General features: G+C 71.9%; 13 protein-coding genes. 5 read left to right on the forward strand and 8 right to left on the reverse strand.

Features of this window, described 5'->3' with window-relative positions; all coding sequences use genetic code 11:
• Nucleotides 1-62: 62 nt before the first annotated feature.
• A complete protein-coding gene (locus tag WME85_RS38765; protein ID WP_437828345.1) occupies nucleotides 63-629 on the reverse strand; it encodes a hypothetical protein in 567 nt (188 codons plus the stop codon).
• Between the two features lie 250 nt (nucleotides 630-879).
• On the opposite strand from WME85_RS38765, the gene WME85_RS38770 reads away from it, so the two are divergent.
• Complete coding sequence (locus WME85_RS38770) at nucleotides 880-1821, forward strand: hypothetical protein (RefSeq protein WP_437828346.1); 942 nt, start codon at nucleotides 880-882, stop codon at nucleotides 1819-1821.
• Nucleotides 1822-2002: 181 nt separating this feature from the next.
• On the opposite strand, the gene WME85_RS38775 is transcribed toward WME85_RS38770, so the two are convergent.
• From WME85_RS38775 to WME85_RS38795, 5 genes are all read right to left on the reverse strand, one after another.
• Nucleotides 2003-2905 carry a hypothetical protein gene (locus tag WME85_RS38775; RefSeq protein WP_437828348.1) on the reverse strand — a complete coding sequence of 301 codons (903 nt, stop codon included), beginning with the start codon at nucleotides 2903-2905 and terminating at the stop codon, nucleotides 2003-2005.
• A complete protein-coding gene (locus tag WME85_RS38780) occupies nucleotides 2905-3996 on the reverse strand; it encodes a hypothetical protein (protein WP_437828350.1) in 1092 nt (363 codons plus the stop codon). The genes WME85_RS38775 and WME85_RS38780 overlap by 1 nt, the downstream gene beginning before the upstream one ends.
• Before the next feature lie 125 nt (nucleotides 3997-4121).
• The gene (locus tag WME85_RS38785) at nucleotides 4122-5180 is read right to left on the reverse strand and encodes a hypothetical protein (RefSeq protein ID WP_437828353.1); all 1059 of its coding nucleotides are present in this window, start codon (nucleotides 5178-5180) and stop codon (nucleotides 4122-4124) included.
• A gap of 999 nt (nucleotides 5181-6179) precedes the next feature.
• Nucleotides 6180-6728: an NUDIX hydrolase gene (locus WME85_RS38790; RefSeq protein ID WP_437828356.1), complete on the reverse strand. Its 549-nt coding sequence runs from the start codon at nucleotides 6726-6728 to the stop codon at nucleotides 6180-6182.
• Between the two features lie 12 nt (nucleotides 6729-6740).
• The gene (locus tag WME85_RS38795) at nucleotides 6741-8366 is read right to left on the reverse strand and encodes a YcbK family protein (RefSeq protein ID WP_437828358.1); all 1626 of its coding nucleotides are present in this window, start codon (nucleotides 8364-8366) and stop codon (nucleotides 6741-6743) included.
• A gap of 618 nt (nucleotides 8367-8984) precedes the next feature.
• Between WME85_RS38795 and WME85_RS38800 the strand changes: the two genes are divergently transcribed.
• The 4 genes from WME85_RS38800 (at nucleotide 8985) to WME85_RS38815 (ending at nucleotide 11696) form a co-directional block, all read left to right on the forward strand.
• Nucleotides 8985-9719, forward strand: coding sequence for a hypothetical protein (locus tag WME85_RS38800; RefSeq protein WP_437828361.1), 735 nt, complete (start codon nucleotides 8985-8987; stop codon nucleotides 9717-9719).
• Complete coding sequence (locus tag WME85_RS38805) at nucleotides 9716-10180, forward strand: hypothetical protein (protein WP_436621478.1); 465 nt, start codon at nucleotides 9716-9718, stop codon at nucleotides 10178-10180. The genes WME85_RS38800 and WME85_RS38805 overlap by 4 nt, the downstream gene beginning before the upstream one ends.
• Nucleotides 10181-10182: 2 nt before the next feature.
• Complete coding sequence (gene dtd / locus WME85_RS38810; RefSeq protein ID WP_437828364.1) at nucleotides 10183-10632, forward strand: D-aminoacyl-tRNA deacylase; 450 nt, start codon at nucleotides 10183-10185, stop codon at nucleotides 10630-10632.
• Between the two features lie 71 nt (nucleotides 10633-10703).
• Entirely contained in the window at nucleotides 10704-11696 is a 993-nt protein-coding gene (locus WME85_RS38815; protein WP_437828365.1) for a ketopantoate reductase family protein, read from the forward strand.
• A gap of 48 nt (nucleotides 11697-11744) precedes the next feature.
• On the opposite strand, the gene pdxA is transcribed toward WME85_RS38815, so the two are convergent.
• Together pdxA and WME85_RS38825 are read right to left on the reverse strand one after the other, a co-directional pair.
• Nucleotides 11745-12842, reverse strand: coding sequence for a 4-hydroxythreonine-4-phosphate dehydrogenase PdxA (gene pdxA / locus WME85_RS38820; protein WP_437828368.1), 1098 nt, complete (start codon nucleotides 12840-12842; stop codon nucleotides 11745-11747).
• Nucleotides 12839-13798 carry a winged helix-turn-helix domain-containing protein gene (locus WME85_RS38825; RefSeq protein WP_437828370.1) on the reverse strand — a complete coding sequence of 320 codons (960 nt, stop codon included), beginning with the start codon at nucleotides 13796-13798 and terminating at the stop codon, nucleotides 12839-12841. Before WME85_RS38825 ends, pdxA begins: the two co-directional genes overlap by 4 nt.
• Nucleotides 13799-13886 lie beyond the last annotated feature (88 nt).

Here is a 13886-nt window from a genome sequence, read left to right on the forward strand (position 1 = left end):
TCCGGGAGCTCTCCCAAGCTCGACGTCGCGCCCCGCCACACCACGACGCTCCCGCCTGGAAGCTACGGCGTGCGCCGGAACGGCACGGCAGCGGCCGGCAGCAACGTCGCCCCGGAGAGCGGCAGCGTCTCTTCTTCGGGGAGCGGCCGGGCGCTCGCGGGAAGTAGCTGCGTGGCGCCAGGATCTGCCGTGTCGCCAAACTCCGGCGCGTGAGCACCGGCGCTCGTCTTCTCGAACGCGCCGGGCTGCTGCGCCTCTCTAGCCGCGTGGAAGGGAAGCGCCTCTTTCGGAGCGAATGTAGAAGCGTTCAGCAGCGCAGTCGACGTCGCATAGGATTCGCTCTCGGGCTCCTCTCCCGGCGCGTCGTCCAGCGCGGTCGCGGGTCCCGGGTCGCGCAAACCCAGCTGCCCCCATGCTACGCGGTAAGCCCCCTCGAACGTCCGCAAGCTCAAGGACTCACCTCGCTCCACCTCGTCCGCGAGAGATGCGAGCCATTCCTCCTCGACCTCGTTCCAGCGGCTCGCGTCGAGCCCGAGAGTCGCCAGCGCTTCGCGCTTCGGCTGACCCGCGTCGAGCAGGGCTCGCACGCGCGCGAACTCCTCCAGCGAGATACCCCGATCCCTCGCCATCGCCCAACCTCCCGCTCACGCGCCGACAGATCTCCGCTCTGCCCCAGCGGCAGCACGATGCGGGATTCAAGTCGAGCCATACTCGTCCTACAGGAAAAGGTCGCGCCTCGTCAAGGCCGACCGTGATCCCCCTCACCCCGACCCGGCCCCGCCCGACGATCCTGCGAGCAAGCACAATCCGGCCGCCCACAGGCGGTTGTGTCCCCCGCGGGAACCTCCGTTACCGTCGCCAGCAACGGAGGATCATCTCATGGCCAAGCCCAAGTCCCCGAAGAAAACATCTGCCAAGTCGGCGCCGGCCGACACCGCCGAGGAGACGCCGCAACCGCTCGTCCTCACTGCCGCGGAGCAGGATCTGCTCGAGCGCTCCCTCAAGCTGCTGGTCAATATACAGACAGCACCCTTCAGCGCTCGCGCCCGGCGCGAGGGCTACACCGCCGACGAGCATCGCGAAGGATGGCGGCTCCTCCGGCTCGCCTCGGGCGAGGCGAAGCCGCTCGAGCACCTCTTCGACGAGGTCGCGAATGGCGGGGTCGTGGAAGGCGCGGAGCGGCTCCGCCTGCTCCAGGACGTCGACACCTTCGAAAACACGTGGTTCCCGCGCACCCGGGTCGTCATTCGCCGTGTCGTCCCCCGTGACCGCCGCGAGGCGTTCGAGGCCGCCTTCTTCAAGAACCTCGAGCAGCAGCCCCTCGGGCCGGCGGTCATCGTGTCCGTCCGCACCTTCCTCTCCCGCCTCGACGGCCTCTCCCAGAGCAACGATGCCGACGCGAAGGAGGTCCGCAAGACGCTCGTCAAGCGCGGCCTGACCGAGGAGAAGCTGAAGGACGTCCGCGACATGCTCGGCAAGCTAGAGGTCGGCGGGGGACCGCTGCCGCAGCGCAAGGTGCCGGTCGCCGAGCTCGCGAAGGCGCACAAGGCGCAGCGTGAAGGCCTCGACGATCTCCGCGACTGGTTCAACGACTGGGCCACGACCTTCCGGCAGGTGTTCGGCGTCAAGGCGCAACTCAAGCTCGGCCTCACCACCGCGAAGCGCAGCTCGACGGACAAGAAGGAGGAGGATGCCAGCGAGGCGGAGGAGCTCGGCGACGACGAGGAAAGCAGCGACGAGGAGGAAACCGGCGGGGAAGAGGACACTGGCGACGAGGAGGAGCTCAGCGAGGAGGATGAGGAGCTCGACGACGACGAGTAGCCCGATGCAGGGCCGCCCCGGAGAAAGCCAGGCTGGCTAGGTGGCGCGCCGGGGAGCGACAGCTCGCCGGCGCGCCGTCATGCCCGGGGGCAGCTCCGCCGTATCAAGCCTACCTTTGCCCCACGCAGCCGCGGTGGAAAGAGCCGATCTCGCTGCGGGCCCACCCGCCGATTGGCGTTGCCTACCGGCAGAGCGGGCAGTCGCTCCCCCCGCAGTCGATGTTGTCCTCGTCGCCGTTCCTCTTGCCGTCCTCGCAGGTGCGTGGCAGGCACGTGCCGCCGAAGCAGGACGAGGTCGTGCAATCCGCATCGATCGCGCACCTCGCCCCCTCCGGGCACGGGACGCCGCAGGCGTCGAAGCCGCAATCGATGTCCGTTTCGTCGCCGTTCTTCCTGCCGTCGTCGCAGGTGGCCCGCATGCACGTGTGGTCGGGCCCGCATGAGAGCATCGTGCAGTCCTCGTCGTGGTTGCACGCGTAGCCGCGGCGGCATGGATCGCACGGGCCGCCGCAGTCCACGTCGGACTCGCCGAGGGACGAATCATGCTCCAGGTTGTCGCAGTGCGGCGGAACGCACTTGAAACGCGCCGAGCACTTGAGCGACGGGTCGTTGCAATCGGACGTCTCGGCGCACTCGACGAGATGGCCGTCCCCATCGCAAAAGCCGGATCCGTCGGTCGCCGGGCCCTTGGGCACCATGCGGAACGTTGGCCGCATGCCGTCGCAGTAATCCACGATGCAGGGATCGTCGTTGTCGTCGGGATCATCAGGTGCCGGCACGTTGTACGTTATCCCTGACGCGTCGCACATCACCAGGATACAGTCGCCGCGCGCCTGGCTTTCGGGCTCACGCGCCAGGTCGATCGCGCAGACCCCTTGGTCGCAGATCTTGTCCCCACACCGTCGATCCCAGAGCAGGCAACAGTCCTCGGCGGTCCTGCACGGCCCACCTGGATCGTGGCACTTGTCCCAGGAGCCGGAGCTCGATCCCGAGGCCGATGCGCCGTTTCCGGGACCGTCCCCGGAGCATGCGACCCAGCTCGCCACGAGGGCGAGCACCGCGGAGGCAGCGCACAGGCGTTTCATCACGTCCCCTCGCCGCTCGCCGAGGTCTCGCTCCGCGCCGCGTGGGTGCCGCACGGCGGGCATACGCCGCCGCAGTCGACGTCTGACTCGGTGCCATTCTTGACACCGTCGCCGCAGGTCTGCTCCTGGCATTGGCCGAGCGAGCACACGCCGCTCGCGCAGTCGTCGTGCACGGCGCACCTCTTCTTGCGGCCGCACGGCACGCATGAAGGCCCACCGCAGTCGACATCGCCCTCGGAGCCGTTGCGGACCTCATCGTCGCAGGCGGCCCGGGCGCATCGATTGTCGCTGCAGACGCCCTCGATGCAATCCGTGCCCTGGTTGCATGGCTGCCCCGAGGGACAGGGATCGCATGGACCGCCGCAGTCGATCGCCGTCTCCCCTTGCAAGGTGCTCAGGATCCCGTCCTCGCAATGTCTCAGGATGCATGACCCGCCTCGTGAGCAGATCAGCTCTGGATGGCCGCAGTCCGCGTTCAGCAAACATCCCACCCAGTGGCCCTGGCCGTCGCAGTACCCCGAGCTCTCCGGCGCCGTTCCCCTAGGGTACGGCTCGTTCACGATGCTCATCCTGACCTCGTCGCACCGGTCGATCGTGCACTCGTTGCCATCGTTGAAGACGTCGCCGGGATCCGGCGCGTCGAACGCCTCGCCCTTCTCGCTGCACTTGACCACGACGCAGTCGCCCGCGCGCTGCGTCGCGGCCTCCGGCGCCAGAGCAAGACCACAAACGTTCGCGACGCATGTCGGCCTGCCGCACCGCGGGGACGCCGGCCCCGGGCAGTCCTCGGGGATCTCGCAGCTCGCCGGCGCGTCCACGTGATGCTCATCGGTACACGCGCCGGGCGAGTGGCACGCTCTATTGCAAGAATCCGAGCCTGGCTCCTGCGCGCAGCACCACGCCGTGCCTTCGGGACACCAGCAGGCTCCCCCCGCGCACTCCCAGCCGAAGCCCCACGCGTCGCAGTCCGCCTGGTCGTCGCAGGCCATCTCGCCGTTCACCTCGACGTCCACGTGCGTCTCGCCGGCACACGCGCCCCACAGGGCTCCGATGACAAGCAGCACCCCGCTCGCGCCAAGCTCCTTCCACATGGCGCAAGAGCCTACCAGACCGAGAGAGCGGGGGGTGGAGTCCTCGAGACATCCTGTTACGCCACACTCATTCCCATGAGCGCAGTAAATTTATCATCGCTCCTCGCGCGCGATGACCAAGCGCCTTACCAGGAGACGGTCACCAGCGCCCCCGGCGCGCTCCCGACCTGGACCGACGCCTCCGGGCCGAGCACGTAGGCCGCCACCCCCGCGCCGGCAGCGGCCAGGCCGGCGCCGATGAAGGCGCCCACGGCCAGGCCCGTCATGGTCTTGACATCCCCGTCGGCGGCCGTGAACGCGTCGCAGGCCGGGCCACCCCCCGGACACCCGCCCGAGCTCATGGCGAGCACGCGTCGATGCGCGTGTTGGCGCTCATCGGCCGCCGCGTTGGCCTTGACGACCGCGACGCCCCCGACAACTCCCAGGGCCGCGGAGGTGGCGGCCAGCGCCCCCACGGTCCACCAGCGCACCGCGGGCTCTGTCCTGAAACGCCGCGCCACCGTGCTGCCCGGTAAGCTCCCCGTCTTGCTCGATCGAGGGCCGGCGGGAGCCGTCGCCGCGGCGCCTGAAGCCTTGGCCCGGGTGTCCAGCACCAGCCAGACGGTCCGCTCGCTGCCGGCCTCCACCGCGATCGGCTGCTCGACATGGATGCCGGCGAGCTGCGCGCTGACGCGATGCTGGCCGGGAGCGACGAAGACGGGAGACGTCAGCGGCGACACGCCGACCTGTCGTCCGTCGACGAGCACGTCGGCGCCGGGCTCGCTCACGCGTACCTCGAGCGCGCCGATGTGCCGGCGCGCCTCGGCGAAGTTGGCCCGCGCGAGCTCGTAGTTGTCCTTGAAGCCCGGCGGGACCCAGATCTTGGGCGCCTCGGGCGTGCCGACCCTGTCGAAGTAGATCGTGAGGAACTCCGCCGCCGTCGGGAACTCGTGGAGCCGGAACGACAGCATGCCGACGTTGAACGCGTCCGAGGCGCTCCCGGTGAGCCGCCACAGCGTCAGGTGAACGTCTCGCGCGTCCGCGATCCGGCCCTCGTTGACCAGGCGCCTGGCCTGCTCCTGCAGGTCTTGCTCCGCCTTGGTCGGCGCCGGGCGCCGTGGGAGCGGCGGCTCCGCCGCCGCTGAGATCGGACACTCCAGCAGCAGAACAAGCGCGAGGAGCGGGCTGTAGAGCAGGCGTCGCATGATCTTGTCTCCTGAGCCTCCATGCAGAGAGGGCGGGCACGCGAGCAGGGCGCGTTGCGGTGCTCGATAGCGCGCCCGGCGCCGGCATCCGGACGATGCATGACGACGCCATTCTCAGCGGCCGGACACCCTATCCAGGCAATTCCGGCGCGACAAGCGGTCATGCGGAGATCCACGCCGGCCCATCAGCATTGCGACATCGACCCATGAATTCTCTACGTACGTCGATCAGCGCTCAAAAAGATCATCGGGTCACTGTTCCTTCGCTATCGCATCCGTCGGATGACGCTCGGGCTGCTCGTGCAGCTGCGGGCACAGGGTTGCGAGTCATCCGGAGGCATCGAGCGGCTTCCCGGGGCAATACTCACCGAGCGCTCCGGCATCGGCTCGGGGCGATCGGCTCGGGGCGGGGGGACCATCGCCCTGGCCGTACCGACACTTCCCAGCTCAGCCGGCGCGCGCTCCCAGCTCAGCCGGCGCGCGCTCCTCGCTCACGCCGGCGCTCGGAAACTTCGGTCCGTTGAACGGCGCCGGCGGTCGAGCGAGCGTAAAATCCGCTCTCGCGAACCTCCGGCGGGGGTCTCGAGAACGGAAAGCAGGGTCCCGAGGTCCGCGGAGGGGGGTCTCGAGAACGGAAAGCAGGGTCCCGAGGTCCGCGGAGGGGGGTCTCGAGAACGGAAAGCGGGGTCTCGAGGTCCGCCGAGGGGGGTCTCTGGAACGAAATCGTGGCTCTCGAGAACGAAATCCTGGCTCTCGAGAACCGCGCGCCGGGTCTGGAGATATGCCTCGACCCCGCCGCGCGACCTCGAGACCTCCGATCCCGTGCACCGGAGGCATTTTCCTGGAACCGCGACCCGAGATTTCGTTCAAGCGACTCGAAATCTCGCTCTGCAGAGCGCCGATCCCGTTCTGCCACCCTGAAGATTCGATCTCTGGACCTCGGGAGCGGTTCCCACCGCCACCCAGCCGCACCGGCTGCCCGCCTCGAAGGCGCCGCGGTCAGCGCGGAGCTGCCGTCGTGGCGGCGAGCGCGCGCAGCAGGGTGATCACCGCGATCGAGTGGCTGATCCGGCCGTCCTGCATCGCTGCGGTCACCTCTTCTGCGCTCATCAAGACCGCTTCGGTGCTCTCGTGCTCGTCGCCCGCGGGCTCGCCGATCCGCCGCGCCCCTCGCGCCAGGTAGAGGAAGCAGCGATTCGCCTGGAGCGCCGGATTCGGGTGCACCCACCCGAGCGGCTCGAGCGACGCCGCGGCATATCCCGTCTCTTCCAGGAGCTCGCGCGGCGCCGCGACGGCCGCCTCCTCCCCGGGATCGACGAGGCCGCCTGCCGTCTCGATGGTCACCGCGTCGACGCCGTGCCGGTGCTGCCGCACCAGGACGAACTCCCCTGCATCGGTGATCGCCGCCACCGAGATCCAGTCGGCGAGCTCCAGCGTGAAGGCGGTATAGGAGGCGCCCGCGGCCACGACCTCGTGACGATGTACCGCCAGCGGACCGAAGCTGCCGGCGACCGCGGAGGCGTGCCGGCGAGGGATCGTGATGCCCATCGCACCTTGATACTACAGGGCGCCGCCCGTCGTCTTCTTCGGCGCCGCGCCCGTCGCCTTCTCCGGCGCCGCGCCCGTCGCCTTCTCCGGCGCCGCGCTCGCCGCCTTCTCCGGTACAGCGCTCGCCGCCTTCTCCGGTGCAGCGCTCGCCGCCTTCTCCGGTGCAGCGCTCGCCGCCTTCTCCGGTGCAGCGCCTGTCGTCTTCTCCGGCGCCACGCCCGTCGCCTTCTCCGGTACCGCGCTCGCCGCCTTCTCCGGCACCGCGCTCGCGACCTTCTCCAGCACGGCGTTCGCTGCTGTCACCGGCGCCGCGCTCGCCACCTTCTCCGGCGCCGCGCCCGCCGCCCTCTCCGGCGCCGCCTTCTCCGCCGTCGCGGATTGCTCGCGGCGCTCCCGCCGGAGCACCTCCTCGGCGTCCTCGCTGGACACGCCGTTCGTCGCCGCCCGCTGCTCCTCCTGGGGCGGCGGCCACGAGGTGACGTAGCGGGGAACCTCGCCGGGCCCGGACGCATCGATCCAGGAGACGCTCCCTGTCCCCGGCGCGCGCACGTCGACGTGCACGAACGAGCTGTTCGGATAGTACCCGCACCCCGTATCCGCGAGCTTGCGGCAGGCGGCCGCGAGCTCGTCGTTGCGCACCCCCGCGATGCGCAGGTCGAGCGCCCGCCCCGTCTGGTGCAGGCTGCCCTGGCTCTGCGGGCGGTATCCGCTCACGAGCGACACGAGCCGCCCCGGGTGCTGCCGCGCGAGCGCGTCGATGCGGGAGAGCAGCCCCGGATCGAGCAGCCGCACGCCGGGCGCGACCTCTCCGGCCTGCGCCCCTGCTGGCCTGTCTCTGGCCGCCTCCCGCCTGTCGGCGGTCGTGGGCGTCGTCGGCGTCGTCCGCGCCGTCCGCCGCTTGTGGCTGACCGCCTCTGTCTTCCGCGCCGACGCGCGCTCGTCGGGCAGCACCGGCCGTGGCGTGCCCCACGGTCGAGCGAGCAAGGAGAGGGCGCGCCGGGCCGCCTCGCGCGGCTTCCCCGCGCAGTCGACCAGCTCGAGGCGCTCGGGCTCGATCCCGCTGCGATCGATCGAGAGCGTCGGCCCGAGGCACGGCTTCGGAGGCGCCTCCCTGCTCACCCCCTTCTTCGTCGCGCGCCGCTTGCTCTCGACCGTGCGCGCCGCCCTCTTCTTCTCCTTCCGCTTCGCCTTGCCCGCCTTCGCCGAGCCGGTCTCCTTCCCGGCCGCGCTCTCCGCCGCGTGCGGCGCTTTCTCGCGGGCGCGGCCCTTCCGGCTCGCCGCGCCGCTCGTCTTCTTCTCGTCCCCGCCGTCGCCGCGGCGAGCCCTCGCCCGCGTCTCTGTCCGGCGCGCGTGCTCCGCTTCCTCCCCAGCGGGGCTCGCCGGCGAACGCTCGCGACGGGCCTGTTTACCCGCGCCGGCGTCTTCTCCTTCTCCGGCCTTGCCGGCGGCGTGCGCCCTGGGCAGCGGCTCCGCGTGCAGCGGCCCCGCCGGGACGGCCGGCACCGCGATGCTCACCAGCGCTGCCAGCACGGCAGCGCGAGCACGCGTGAGGCGCGCCCGCGGCTCCGCGTTGCGCATGGCCTCCCCTGCGGCCCGCGGCGCCGCGCCCGCACTGCTCACGGATCGAAGGCTCATCATGGAAAGCTCCAGTCGGGCCGGGTGCGAATGTCATCCACCCTGGGATCGGATCTCCCAGACATGGCGTCGCCGCCCGCCCGTGCGATGGGGAATTGGGAAAGGCAGTCGGCGGTCCGCTTCTTGAATCGACCTGGGACGAGGTCAGCGACCTCGACACAGCGTCTCCAGGACGCCCCTCGCGGAAGCTCAGAATTCAGAAGGGGATCGAGGACCTCTGAGGACCGGATTGTCATGAAGTGCGGAGGGCGGCCCAATTTTCTGCGGCGCTGACCAGAGGCTGTGGTAGGAACCAGCTGCCTCGCGACTGCGGTCGGGTCGTGAGCGCGGATCCGGGGTGCATGGGGGCAGAGCCCCTCATCACGCGGTCCGCGGCCGGGTACCTCTCGGCGCACTGCGGCGCGGCCCGTCCTCCTCGATCGACACCATCGGCGGAGACACAGGCGTCGCGTCCCTAGCAACCATCGTCCGGGCCATCGCGGATCGCGGGGGGAAGCCCGGTCCAACACGCACCAGCCTCATTCACCACACCATCGATGCAAGCGGGGCGCCACACGCGGGATGCGGAAGCCGAACCCGGTGGCGCGTCCATGATCGCTCCGAGGTCAGCAGGGGCACGACATGCGCCGAATTCGTAGAGACGCAACCAAGGTCTGGCACAATCCCGAGCTCCACACCGCCTATGGCCGGGGTCAGCCGAACAGCGCGGGCCTGCCGCGCCCAACACAGACCGGCGAGGACCGGAAGGCGGCGAAGCAACACCGCGCCGCGCTCGAGGCGCTGTTCTCCCCGCGCAAGGAGCCGGAGGCGGACGACGGCAAGGGCGGGCGCATCAAGTCCGGGCGCGACTCCGCGTCCAAGACGCCGGGGCGCATCGTCCTCGCGCCGCCTCCGCAGAGCGACCCGAAGGCCGTCGAGCGCCAGCGGCTCCTGTCGAAGCTGCTCTGCGCGTCGGGCCGGCCCAACATCTCCAAGGCCGCGAACGATTTCCTCCGCGCCGGCCACACCTTCCCCGCGGAGCAGGACGTGTACCTGCAGCTGCTCGAGCACAGCGACGAGCAGCGCATCCAGCAGGCGATCGACGAGCTCTCGGGCATCCTCGTCGGCGAGCTGCCGAAGCGGAAGACCGTGCTCGAGTCGCGGCTGCGGCGCATCGAGGAGTTCGCGGAGGAGCCCGCGACGCGCGAGGCCGCCGAGCGGCTGCGGCGCCAGGTGAGCGGCAGGCCCGAGGCCCCGAGCGCGGGCGGCGCGTCCGCCGATCCCGGCTTCCAGGCGCGGCCGTCCAGCCCCCAGGCCATCGCGCCCGGCGCGGCCGTGGACGGCGGCATCTCCGCAGCGAGCGGCGAGGCGGAATGACGCGCGCGGAATTCGAGGCCGAGCTCCGCAAGCTGATCCAGGGGTTCGAGACGGGCACCGGCAACGAGCGGTGCGTCGAGTGCGTCGCGTGCGAGCGCTGCGTGGACTGCACGTTCTGCCGCAACTCGAAGGCGCTGCAGCGGTGCCACTTCTGCGTCGACGCGCAGCGCTGCTCGGACAGCACGCACTGCCGCGGCTGCCGCGACCTCATCGCGTGCAGCCACTGCGTCGCGTCCGAGCGGTGCACGCAGTCGTCGTACCTCGTGCGCTCGGTCGACTGCACCGGCTGCACCTACTGCTTCGGCTGCGTCGGCCTCGTGCGCAAGGACTTCCACATCCTCAACCAGCCCTACGATCGCAGCACCTACTTCAAGCTCACCGCCAAGCTGATGCGCGAGCTCGGGCTCAGCGCGGGCAGCGGGGCCGAGCCCGCCGCCGCCCCGCGCGCAGCCCACCGCTAGCCGTGCGCGCGGTCGTGCAGCGCGCGCTCGCCGCGCGCGTCGAGGTCGACGGTCAGGTGGTCGGCGCGATCGAGCGCGGCCTCGTGGCCTTCGTCGGCGCCGCCCGGGACGACGACGAAGCGGACGCCGACCACGTCGCGAACAAGGTCGCGGGCCTGCGGGTGTTCAGCGACGAGGCCGGCAAGATGTCGCGAGCGCTCGCGGACGTGCGCGGCGGGGTGCTCGCGATCAGCCAGTTCACGCTCTTCGGGGACGTCCGCCGCGGCCTCAGGCCGAGCTTCGACGGCGCGATGGAGCCCGTGGGCGCCGAGGCGCTGTACGACCGCTTCGTCGCCGCCCTGCGGGCGCGCGGCCTCGAGGTGGCCACCGGCCGCTTCCGCGCCGACATGCGCGTGTTCGTCGAGAACGACGGACCGGTCACCATCCTCATCGACTCGAAGCGCACGTTCTGAGCCGCCCGTTCCGCTGCGCGCCGGCGGCGGCCTCTTCCCGCCCGGCGCCGCGCAGGCTACCGAGGGCAGCCATGCGGATCAGCATCGTGGGCGCTGGCGCGCTCGGGCGAGTCTACGGCGTGCGCCTCGCCACCCAGGGAGACGACGTCACGTTCGTGGTCCGTCCCGAGCGGGTCGCGGACGTACGGCCGTTCGTCATCGAGCAGGTGAACAGCGCCGATCGCCGCGACACGCTCGAGCGCCCGCGCCTCGCGGCCGACATCCCGGCCGACACCGAGGTCGTCCTCGTCGCCGTCCGCTTCGATCAGCTCGCTCCCCGGGCTGACCCCGGCGGCGCCGCGCCGCGCGAGGCCGGGCGCAGGACGGTCGCGGATCTCCTCCGCGGCGGTCCAGCCGTCCCCGTCGTTGTGCTCACGCCGCTCATGCCCCCGGAGCGCACGGCGCTCGAGGAGGCGGCCGTGCGCCGCATCACCCCCGCGATGCCGAGCGTCTCGGGCTACCTCGATGAGCGCGGCGTGGTCCGCTACTGGATCGTCGGGTTCGCCTCGACGCTCATCGACGAGGAGGGCGGCTTCCCCGCGGAGCGCCCGCTGCTGGACGAGCTCGCGCGCCGCCTCACGAGCGCCGATCTCCCCGCGCAGCTCGATCGCGACGTCGGCGCGCAGAACGTCGCCACCACGACCGCGTTCTTCCCGCTGATCGCCGCCATCGACGCGGGCGGCGGCACCGGGGCCCTCGTCGCGAACGAGGAGGTGCTCAGCACTGCGCTGCACGCCACGAAGGAGTGCGTGGCGCTCGCGGAGCGGCTGGGCAAGGTGGCCCCCTGGACGAAGCTCCTGACCAGCGCCATCGGACCGCTCACGCTGAAGCCTGGCGCCGCGCTCGCGCGCCTCCTGGCCCCCGAGGCGCTGCGCTTCCTCGACGTCCACTTCGGCCCGAAGCTCCGCGAGCAGCACCTCGCGATGGGCGCCACGATCGTCGCGCTCGGTCGTGAGCGCGGCGTGAGCTTGCCGTCGCTCGAGCGGCTGATGGCCATGATCGAGGAACGCGCTCAGACGCGCTGACGCGCCGTCCGGCGCGTCAGCGCGCGGTCGCCAGCGAGGATCCGCGCGTCAGCGCGCGGCCGCGAGCTGCGCCGCGAGCGCGATCGCCTCGCGCATGCCGCGCGGGTCGGCGCGCCCCGTGCCCGCGAGGTCGTATGCGGTGCCGTGGTCGACGCTCGTGCGCACGATCGGCAGGCCCAGCGTGACGTTCACCGCCTCGCCGAAGCCGAGGAGCTTGCTCGGGATCGTGGCCTGGTCGTGGTACATCGCGACGACGCCGTCGAGCGCGCCCCGCGCCGCGAGCCGGAAGGCCGTCTCCGCGCCGACGGGCCCCGTGAGCTCCGCCAGCTGCCCCGAGCGCGCGAGCCGCCGCGACGCGAGGCGGATGCCCGGCGCGATCTGCCGCTGCTCCTCGTCGCCGAGGAGGCCGCCCTCGCCGGCGTGCGGGTTCAGCGCGGCCACGGCCACGCGCGGCTTCTCGCGGCCGAGATCCGACAGCAGCCGCGCGAGCCACACCGCGGCGCGCGCCACCTCGCGCGGGCTCACCGCCTCGGGCACCTCGCGCAGCGGCACGTGCGTCGTCACGAGCGCGGTCACGAGCTTGCCCGAGGCGAAGGCCATCGTGACCTCGCGCGCGCGGAGCCGCCGGCCCAGGTGCTCGGTGTGCCCGAGGAAGTCCGCCGACCCCGGCGCGCCGCTCGTGGCGATCGCGTGCTTCGACGCAGGCCCCGTGACGAGCGCCGCCGCGACGCCCTCGCGCACCAGGTCCGTCGCCGCGTCGATCCACGCGAGCTGCGCCGCCCCCTCCTCGGCCTCGGGCCGGCCGAACGCGCTCGGCCGCGAGAGCCGCATGCTGCCCGCCCAGACGCCCACCTCGCCGGGCGCGAGCTGCTCGATGGCGGCGCTCCCGTCGACCACGACGAGCCGGCGAGCGGCGACCCGGACGAGCCGCGCGGCGCGCCGGAGGATCGCCTCGTCGCCGACGAGCACGCAGCGCACGTTCTCGACGGACGCAGCGCCGGCCACCGCCACCTCGGGGCCCACCCCGCTCGGACACCCGACGCTGATCGCGACGACCGGCGGCGCGGCGCGGCGCGAGCGGCCTCCGCCGCGCACCGCGCCGGCGCCAGCGGCGGCGCGCGGCGCGCGGCGGTCAGGCGACTTCATCGCGTGACGCGCCGCTCGCGGCCGGTCGTCGTGGAGGTGGACTCCGACGTCCCCGAGCGCCGATCCCCTCGCGCGCTCGCCTCGCCCTCGTCGTCGCCTTCCTCGTCCTCGTCGCCTTCCTCGTCGCCCTCGTCGTCGCCTTCCTCGTCCTCGTCCTCGTCCTCGTCGCGCGGCTCGCCGCGCTCCTCGCCGTGGGACTCCGCGCCGGCTCCGCCCCGCTGGAGCGCCCTGCCCGCGTCGGCCCCCTCGGGCCCGCCGGAGCCGGGGACGGGCGACTCGAGCCGGTACCCGGCCCCGCGCAGCGTGACGAGCGGCAGCGCCGCGCCGAGCTTCGCCCGGAGGCGCCGCACGTGGATGTCGACGGTCCGCGCGCCGCCCTCGTACTGGCTCCCCCAGACGCGCCGGAGCAACTCTGTCCGCGACACAACCTTCCCGCGCCGCTCGCACACGTACGAGAGCAGCGCGAACTCCTTCGCGGTGAGCGGCACGTGCATGCCGCCGACCGAGACGTCGTGGGCCGCGCGGTCGATGACGATCGCGCCCACCTTCACCCGCTCCTCGGTCGCGAACTCGCTGCGGCGCCATTCGACCAGGCGCACGCGAGCGTAGAGCTCGGCTGGTACGTACGGCACCAGCAGGAAGTCATCGAAGCCGCTGGACGGCTCGATGCGCGCGATCTGCGCCACGCTCACCGCGACGAGCGCGCCGACCTCCTCGAGGCGCGGCTCGCGGCGCAGGGCGCGCAGCGCTGCGGCGGCCAGGTCCGGCCGATCGAGCGCCTCGACGACGATCGCGCGGGCCTTGCTCTCGTCATCGAGGAAGAGCCGCGGCGGATCATCCCAGAGGTCGAGGGTCCGCACATCAGCGCCCAGCGAGCGCAAGACCGACGCCGCGCCCTCATCGCGCTCCAGGTCCGGTCCGTGTCCGACGATGGCTATGAACGAACGACGCGCCATGTCCGCCCCGTATACGGGTGCGGCGTCTGGCCGGCAAGACGCACCGCGCTAAACCCACCCATGCCGCTACCGGGCTTACCTTCCCCCC

The sequence above is a fragment of the Sorangium sp. So ce1153 genome, assembly GCF_051521595.1.
Classification (GTDB): Bacteria; Myxococcota_A; Polyangia; order Polyangiales; family Polyangiaceae; genus Sorangium.

Coding starts and splice junctions, on each gene's coding strand:
- WME85_RS38825 (WP_437828370.1), bottom strand. CDS start 13,798: ATGGCGCGTCGTTCGTTCATAGCCATCGTCGGACACGGACCGGACCTG.
- WME85_RS38765 (WP_437828345.1), bottom strand. CDS start 629: ATGGCGAGGGATCGGGGTATCTCGCTGGAGGAGTTCGCGCGCGTGCGA.
- WME85_RS38815 (WP_437828365.1), top strand. CDS start 10,704: ATGCGGATCAGCATCGTGGGCGCTGGCGCGCTCGGGCGAGTCTACGGC.
- WME85_RS38775 (WP_437828348.1), bottom strand. CDS start 2,905: ATGAAACGCCTGTGCGCTGCCTCCGCGGTGCTCGCCCTCGTGGCGAGC.
- WME85_RS38785 (WP_437828353.1), bottom strand. CDS start 5,180: ATGCGACGCCTGCTCTACAGCCCGCTCCTCGCGCTTGTTCTGCTGCTG.
- WME85_RS38795 (WP_437828358.1), bottom strand. CDS start 8,366: ATGATGAGCCTTCGATCCGTGAGCAGTGCGGGCGCGGCGCCGCGGGCC.
- WME85_RS38780 (WP_437828350.1), bottom strand. CDS start 3,996: ATGTGGAAGGAGCTTGGCGCGAGCGGGGTGCTGCTTGTCATCGGAGCC.
- WME85_RS38770 (WP_437828346.1), top strand. CDS start 880: ATGGCCAAGCCCAAGTCCCCGAAGAAAACATCTGCCAAGTCGGCGCCG.
- pdxA (WP_437828368.1), bottom strand. CDS start 12,842: ATGAAGTCGCCTGACCGCCGCGCGCCGCGCGCCGCCGCTGGCGCCGGC.
- WME85_RS38805 (WP_436621478.1), top strand. CDS start 9,716: ATGACGCGCGCGGAATTCGAGGCCGAGCTCCGCAAGCTGATCCAGGGG.
- WME85_RS38800 (WP_437828361.1), top strand. CDS start 8,985: ATGCGCCGAATTCGTAGAGACGCAACCAAGGTCTGGCACAATCCCGAG.
- WME85_RS38790 (WP_437828356.1), bottom strand. CDS start 6,728: ATGGGCATCACGATCCCTCGCCGGCACGCCTCCGCGGTCGCCGGCAGC.